Genomic DNA, 7,213 nt, shown 5'->3' with positions numbered 1-7,213 from the left:
CCCGCCTGTAAAGCCGACTGGTCGCCGTCATCAAACTCGGTCTCGCTGTCAAAACGTACCGTCATACCATTTAAAACAAACTGGTTGTTGTCTGCATCGACTGCGGTAACCGCACCGGACATTTCCAGCTCGGTGTCTTCTTCGAAATCGCTGTCTTCGGCTTCAATTTCGCTGGCAACCAGCACGTCGCCATCCAGGGTACCTTCAACTTCAACCTGCATGCCATCGCTCAGCGTGGCGCCATCCAGATCCAGCGTCGCAACACTGGCATAGCTGATCAGCTGAGAACCGATCAGGAAGGTCTGTGCTGAACTGTCGAGGCCGGCCACAACACCGGTCAGTTCTTCCGGGCTCTGGTCTGCATCGTCCGCGGCGATAAAGCTGGCGATGATGCGTCCTTCACCGGCGCTGTAACCGCTCACTTCAACGCGCTGGCCTACGGTCAGAGTCGCCAGATCAAGGCCTTCGAAAATGGTCATGGCATCAGTAACAACGGTCTGACCCAGCACCGTCAGCGTACCCGAGGCGCTATCAACTGCCGTCACCGTACCTTCCACACTGACGTCATAAATAATTTCGGCAGCAACACCTTCTGCGCCATTGTGGTTACCAACGATGGTGACCACCTGACCAACACGCAGATCCGCCTGAATACCGGCACGGTCATCCACCGTAAACTGAGTCCGGTCGCTGTTAAAGTGCACGCCGTTAACAATCACGCTGCCAAAGCCGTCGATAACACCGCGTGTTACCTGTTTGCCATTCTCTTTGGCAGATGAGGAGGAACCCCCACAAGCGGTTACCAGCAGCGTACCAGCCAGACAAACGGCAACGGACAGAAGATGTTTTTTCATAGCAATACTCTCTCGTTTATTTCAGTGAACTCACTGGTAAAAACGCCGGGAGCTGAAAAATATTCCATCAAATATTGTTAATTTTCGTTAAAGAGCGACGACATAAGGCCAAAGCCGAAAACCGGATCGCGTCCGGCCTCGCCCAGATCCAGAGCCTGACGGGCTAAACGTTCGCGCTCTGTCTGGCAGTCCTCAGCCGGGCGCGAAGCCAGTACCGCCGTGGCCAGCGCCGTGGCAAATGAAGTACCGGACATCACCCCGTTGCCGTCAGCTGTTACGACCCGGAGGTTTACTCCCGGCAATGCAAACTCAACATGTTCGCCCTGTACTGCCCGGTTAAAAATCCGCTGCTGCTCATCGACCGCGGTAATGGCAATCACCTCCGCATAGGCTGCCGGATAACGCGGAAAGGCGGCAGCACCGTCATTGCCCACTGATGACAACAACTGCACACCACGCGCCTGTACCTGAGTCAGCACCCGTTGCAGTAAGGGGTTGGGTGGGCCGGAGAGCGACATATTGATCAGCTCCACCTCATTCTGTAACAGCCAGTCCAGACCGGCGATCAGCTGACCGGCACTGGCCTGTACCGGCCCGTCCGCCGAGCGGGCAAACACCACCGCATTGACCAGCCGTACCGAGGTCAGCAAACCCGGAACCGCACAACCGGGGTTGGCCGCCAGCAGTCCGGCGATGGCCGTGCCATGGCGGCTGTCGGGCAATGCATCCGCGGCATGAAACTCACGCTGCGCGATATTCACACCGGCAAAGCAGGGGTGCGCCATATCGATGCCGGAATCCATCATGCCGATGATGCGCTGTGCCGCTCTGGCCTGCGGCCAGCCCAGCGCATCCGCGGCGTGCAGACCGGAATCTGGTGCAGGTTTCTGCGCTGCGTTCGGAACGGCATCACCGTCGAGCCGGTAGTAATGATCCGGCGCAACCGTATCCTGCAACGCTTTCTGCTGCTCTGGCAGCTCCGGCATTTCATCAAACGTGATCAGATGCAGCCCCAGCGCTGGCAGAGGCTCAGCAGCAACAGCCTTAACCCCCTGTGCCTGCAGGGCCTGCCATTCTTCCGCACTTAATAACGCAATAAAGCGCTCGGGTTCGGTTTCATCAAAGGCCCCTTCCAGCTGCCCTTCCAGCTCGTCCAACTGCCGGGCTGCCAGAATATGCTGCAGCTTATCTTCCAGTTCCTCTTCACGGTCATCCAGAGAATCGTCCAGCTTGTCTTCCAGCTCATCCTCAAGCTCGTCTTCCAAATCATCATCGAGCTCGTCTTCCATGCGTTCCTCAAGAGCATCTTCAAGCCGGTCTTCGAGCTCTTCCTGAGCATCAAGCATCTCTTCCAGCTGTTCCTCCAGACGCTCTTCCAGCAGTTCTTCCTGCTCCTCCAGATCGTCGTCCGCATCACTGTCCGCCAGCAGCGGCAGAGGCATGACTAATAAAATGTACAGCAGCCAAAACACTTTCACTCTAAACTCCCGCTGTCTGTGCTTATTCCGGTATCGCCAGCCTGTGTAAAACACAGGGTTATCCGGTTGCTTCTCTCTTTAACGATTGTCCGGCCGGAATATTTCCTGCGCATGGAATAAAACTTCATGTCCTGCGTTTACCTGATATGAATATTCAGCATCAACACTTTCAGCAGCAATTACTGGCAGCGCTTCCGGCAATCCGGCGCTATTGCCTGGCACTTACCGGTCAGCAACACAGTGCCGATGATCTGCTTCAGGCAACGGTGGAGCGGGCACTGGCACGCTGGCAACAATATCAGGCAGACACCCACTTTGATCGTTGGTTATACCGTCTCTGCCGCAACCTTTGGATTGATACCATGCGCCGGGAAAAACCAAGCGACAGTCTGGATGAAGAACACGACGCCGTTCTTGCCGGTAACAATATCGCCGAACAGTACGAAACCCATACCACGCTGGCCAAGGTTCAGGCACACATGCAGCAGTTAAGCGAAGTGCTGCGCACCACGCTGTACCTGGTCGCAGTTGAAGGCCACAGCTATCAGGAAGCGGCCGACATAATGGAAGTACCGGTCGGTACCATCATGAGCCGCCTTGCCCGCGCCCGCCAACAGCTCAGTCTGGCACTGTAGGAGAACAGTATGCATACCATCAGCGACGAACAGTTATCGGCCTTTATAGATAAGGCTTTATCCGACAGCGAAATGCATCATATCAATAACCTGCTGGCGGAGTCTGCGGAACTCAGGGAGCGCCTGCACAGGTTACAACAGGCCGATGAGATGGCACGGCAGTTTTTTGCCAGCCAGGATGAAATCCCCCTGCCCGCCGGCCTGCTGGAGCAGATTAAGGCGCACCGGCCCGAGGCGGAAATCGTCACCCTGCAACCCCGCGCCCGCTGGCCATGGGCCATTGCCGCCAGTGTATTGCTGAGCGTTGGCTTGGTCTGGCAACTGCTGTCACCGGCGGCCTACACCGCAACCGACCGCGCGTTACTCAGTATGAGTTCCGGCAGCGTGAAAATTATGAACGCCGGGGAACGCCTTGAAATTACCCGCTCAGAGCTGAACAGCGCAGGTCAGTTCTGCCGGTATTTTATTGTGCATACACCGGCCAGCTCAGAGGAAAGCAGCGCCTGCTGGCAGGGTGAGCAGTGGCTTTATCAGCCGCCGGGAAGCAGCAGTCAGTACCAGCCAGCCGGCGCCAGCGAACAGCCAGCGCAAAGCCTGAGTGCCGACGAGGAAGAACGCTGGCTGCGTAATCTGTCGCAGCAGACACAGGCCGACTGAGCAGAGAACTTAAGCCGGGGAGCTTTCCTGCTCCCCGACCGTGCCCAGCCGCTGATGCAGCCACGCCAGCCCCAGCAGCGCCAGACCCAGCCCCATAAAGGACGCCACCCGCCACAGCCCGGTCAGGCCAGCCATATCGATCAGGAACAGCTTGGCCACGACCACCAGCAACAGCACCATACCGCCACGGTAAATATCGCGGCTGGATAACCAGCGCCCCAGCGTCAGCGCACCCGCGGCCAGCAGCATCCACACCACGGAATAGGTGTAGAGTTCGCCATCCGGGGTGTAGTTACTCAGGCTCATACCGGCATCGCCCTGCCAGATCTGACGGATTTCCAGCGAGATAAACCAGAGCGCATTCAGCCCGGCGGCCAGTGCGGCAAAACGGCCGTACTGCGCCGGCAGCTGACGCCACAGCGCCAGCATAATCAGCGTCGGCAGACCGTAGCTGAGCAACAGCAGGTTAAACAGCGGCGTCGAACCGATATTGCCACTGCTCCACAGCGGGTTTTCCGCCAGCAACAGCACAAACAGATAGGTGGCAGCAGCCGCTGCCAGATGCAGCAGACCCACCACCTGATAGAAGCGCGGCAGCTGTTCGCTTAAGCGTGCACGCCACAGGTAAATCACCGCCGCACAGCCCCAGATCAGCACGTCGAGGCTGGCTTCGAGAAAGCTGAATTCGTGATGGAAAATATCGCCGTCGTACAGCCAGTAACGCACTTCCGCAGCCAGCGTCAGCACCAGCAGCTGCGCGGCACCACCCTGCAGCCAGGGCTGCATTTTTACTTCATGGCGCAGAATCCAGGCCGCCGCCGCCGCACAAAGCGTGGCGCCGCCGTAGGTCCAGAGTGACCAGTGTGTGCCGGCATCGTAGCTCAGCAGCCAGGGGTTAAAGGTCAGACGCACAACCACCAGCAACAGCACGGCGCGGATAATCCACGCCATCAGCGGCAGTTGATAACGTTGCTGCAGCCAGGCCAGCGACACCAGCTGCAGGGCAAACGCCAGCGTCAGGGTCGCTTCGGCCAGCCAGATCACCGCCGCCAGCGACAGGCCCAGATGCGCCGCGCTGATCAGAATCACGCTGATCAGCGGCCGGGCATCGCCATACTGCAGCTGATTTCTGTTAGCCAGCCACAGATACAGCATGCCCAGCACCAGCGCCACCAGCCCCCAGGCCCAGTCGAGGCGGAAATCGGTAAACAGGTAATAACCCAGCGCCAGCATCAGCAGTGGTACCGCACAGCCCAACCCGGTCCAGAAAGCGGGGTAAGGTACGCGCATACGCAGCAGCCACAGCGCACTGCCACTGTACAACAGAGTCAGCCACAGGAAACGCACGCCCAGCTGCGCCTGTCCGGCGGCATCCGGGCCAAACAGCACCAGCTCATCACCCATGTACGTCAGCATGGGAATAACCGTCGCCAGCACAATCAACAGTAACGGCAGCGCCGCCAGCGGATTCAGTTCCGGGCGACGGCTGGCCGCCAGCAGCATCAGTACCGGCAATGCCAGTAAGGTGAAGTAACCCGAAGCGATCACGCCTTCGCCGGCGAGGGTAAAACCCTGCGCCAGCAGCACCAGCAATACGCCCGGCAAAGCAGGCCAGTGCGGATCGGCACGCCAGCTCTGCACACGCTGCCACCAGCTGTCTGCGCTGGCCGACTCATCGTCGTTGTCCTGATGACGGTTCTGCAGCAGCCAGTCAAAGTCCGGAACCGCAAGAAACATATAGGCCAGCGCCAACAGGTAGAGAGAACGCACGCCCATGGCAGGCTCGGTTGCCAGACTGATCATCCACCATAAAAGAGAGCCGGTAATCACACCGATCCACAGCCAGCGTTGCTGCACATAGGCCAGCAACCAGAGTGAGAACAGCGTCAGAATGCTGATATACACCAGCGCCAGTTCAATCTGCCCCGAACCACTGCTGAGCAGAATCGGCACCAGATAACCACCGAGCATGCCCAGCGCCGCCAGCACCGGGCCATGCCTGAGTGCCAGCGCCAGCGTGGCAAAAGACACCAGCGCCATGCCGGTAAACACCAGTCCGGGCGACGTGCCCGGCAACAATTTAAAGGCAGCAAATAACGCAGAATAGAGAATGATACTGGCGCCACCGGCCAGAGCGGCAAAGACGTTATTCTGGCCTTTGTTACGCCGCAGCCACTCGGCTGCAACATGCAGGCCGATACCCGCCAGCAACGACAGCACTACGCGGGTTTCCGGTCCCAACAGACCCTGTTCAATGGAGTATCGCACCATAAACACGCCGGCCAGACCTACGCAGATACCACCGAGCCAGACCATCCAGTTGTTGCGGATATTCTGCAGCAGGCGCTCAAGCAGATCCGGTTCGCGGCTTGCTGTCCCGGGAGAGTGAGCAGCAGAAGCTGCCGGCGCCTGATAAGAAGGCGCAGTCGGTGAATACACCGGCAGTTCAGCGGCAGGCTCAGATGCTGGTGCGGATACGGGTTCAGATACTGATTCAGAAGCATGAGCAGGCTGAACCGCGCTGGCGGCAACCTCAGTCTGTCCGGTTGCCGTAGCAGCCGCTGTTTGTTGCGCAGAACCGACCGCTGTCGGTGGCGGCGAAGTAACCGGACGCTCAGCTTCTGCTGGTTTTTCCCGGCTGGCCGTCAGGCGGCGCAGGGCGGCTTCCAGCTGCCCGATACGCTGCTCCAGCGTACTGACTTTAAAGAACGCCACCACACCGAGAACCAGCGCTCCCAGCAAGGCGACGGCAAGCAGAAGCGTCAGAGTGACAAATTCATCCATAAACACCATTCACTTTCATTGACTGATAACTCAGCAGGAGACTATACGCAATCCGCCCTGCCGCTGTCCTGATCTTTGCTCAGGAGCCGAAGCGCCAGAGTATAACGCCAGCAGCACGGGAAAAGGTGACCTGAGCCTCAGGCTGATCAGGCAGAGAGTTGTTGTGGCAAATAGCGGGCATAAAAAAAGCGGGCCGGTGTATAACCCCCTGCCCGCTTTTCTTTATCGGCTTGTGCTGCTCACACTCAGAAGTAGTAACCAAACTGCACGTTAAAGAAGGTCTGCCAGCCGTTTTCGCCATCGCCTTCTGCAAAGGCTTTGGTGTAATCACCGGCGCCGATGAAAGGTACATTCTTGGCGCTGGTGACATCGAAGTTGGTGTACAGATTACCGGTCACCACCAGCACGCCCAGCGTGTTGATCTGTGAATCGCGGAAGGCTTCTTTGTTTTTATCCAGCAGGTTGTAGTCGTTGTACAGCTGCACCTGATTGACGATGCCACCTTTCCACGGCAGGTCGTAGCTCAGGTTCAGTACATATACATTCGCCTGTGCGGCGGCCATGTAACGCGCACCAAAGCCACCCATCTGGATGGTGTCATCGCTGACGCCATCAGCGTTTTCGGCATTGTAGGAATAACGGACCGCTTCCGACTGCACACCAAAGGCACCGTAGGTCGCGGTGTAATGCAGCGCCAGAGCCTGGGCATTACCCATCTTGCCGGTGGTTTCGTTATACAGACCGCCATACTGCAGCGACACACCGGATTCCGCCTGTTCGCTCAGGGCATAGGCCGCACGCAGGT

At 58.2% G+C, this 7,213-nt stretch carries 6 protein-coding genes; 2 read left to right on the top strand and 4 right to left on the bottom strand.

Annotated elements, in window-relative coordinates:
* Positions 1-854, bottom strand: an 854-nt coding sequence (locus tag B3P58_RS11475) for a DUF5666 domain-containing protein (RefSeq protein WP_286717628.1), incomplete at its 3' end; no start/stop codon positions are given.
* Between the two features lie 77 nt (positions 855-931).
* Positions 932-2,332 carry a S8 family serine peptidase gene (locus B3P58_RS11470; RefSeq protein WP_286717626.1) on the bottom strand — a complete coding sequence of 467 codons (1,401 nt, stop codon included), beginning with the start codon at positions 2,330-2,332 and terminating at the stop codon, positions 932-934.
* 146 nt (positions 2,333-2,478) lie between these two features.
* On the opposite strand from B3P58_RS11470, the gene B3P58_RS11465 reads away from it, so the two are divergent.
* Together B3P58_RS11465 and B3P58_RS11460 are read left to right on the top strand one after the other, a co-directional pair.
* Positions 2,479-2,967, top strand: a complete 489-nt coding sequence (locus tag B3P58_RS11465) for an RNA polymerase sigma factor (protein ID WP_145467462.1) — start codon at positions 2,479-2,481, stop codon at positions 2,965-2,967.
* A gap of 9 nt (positions 2,968-2,976) precedes the next feature.
* On the top strand, positions 2,977-3,624 hold the full coding sequence (locus B3P58_RS11460; protein ID WP_286717623.1) for an anti-sigma factor family protein: 648 nt from the start codon (positions 2,977-2,979) through the stop codon (positions 3,622-3,624).
* Between the two features lie 9 nt (positions 3,625-3,633).
* Here the strand turns inward: B3P58_RS11460 and B3P58_RS11455 are convergent, their stop codons facing one another.
* Both B3P58_RS11455 and B3P58_RS11450 read right to left on the bottom strand, forming a co-directional pair.
* The gene (locus B3P58_RS11455) at positions 3,634-6,408 is read right to left on the bottom strand and encodes a DUF2339 domain-containing protein (RefSeq protein WP_286717621.1); all 2,775 of its coding nucleotides are present in this window, start codon (positions 6,406-6,408) and stop codon (positions 3,634-3,636) included.
* 245 nt (positions 6,409-6,653) lie between these two features.
* The coding region (locus tag B3P58_RS11450) for a hypothetical protein (protein WP_286717619.1) at positions 6,654-7,213 on the bottom strand (560 nt) is incomplete at its 5' end.

The sequence above is a fragment of the Thalassolituus sp. UBA2009 genome (assembly GCF_002335285.1).
Taxonomy (GTDB): Bacteria; Pseudomonadota; Gammaproteobacteria; order Pseudomonadales; family Oceanobacteraceae; genus Venatoribacter; species Venatoribacter alkanivorans.
This window is presented reverse-complemented; position numbering and strand designations above follow the sequence as displayed.

Coding starts and splice junctions, on each gene's coding strand:
- B3P58_RS11465 (WP_145467462.1), top strand. CDS start 2,479: ATGAATATTCAGCATCAACACTTTCAGCAGCAATTACTGGCAGCGCTT.
- B3P58_RS11460 (WP_286717623.1), top strand. CDS start 2,977: ATGCATACCATCAGCGACGAACAGTTATCGGCCTTTATAGATAAGGCT.
- B3P58_RS11455 (WP_286717621.1), bottom strand. CDS start 6,408: ATGGATGAATTTGTCACTCTGACGCTTCTGCTTGCCGTCGCCTTGCTG.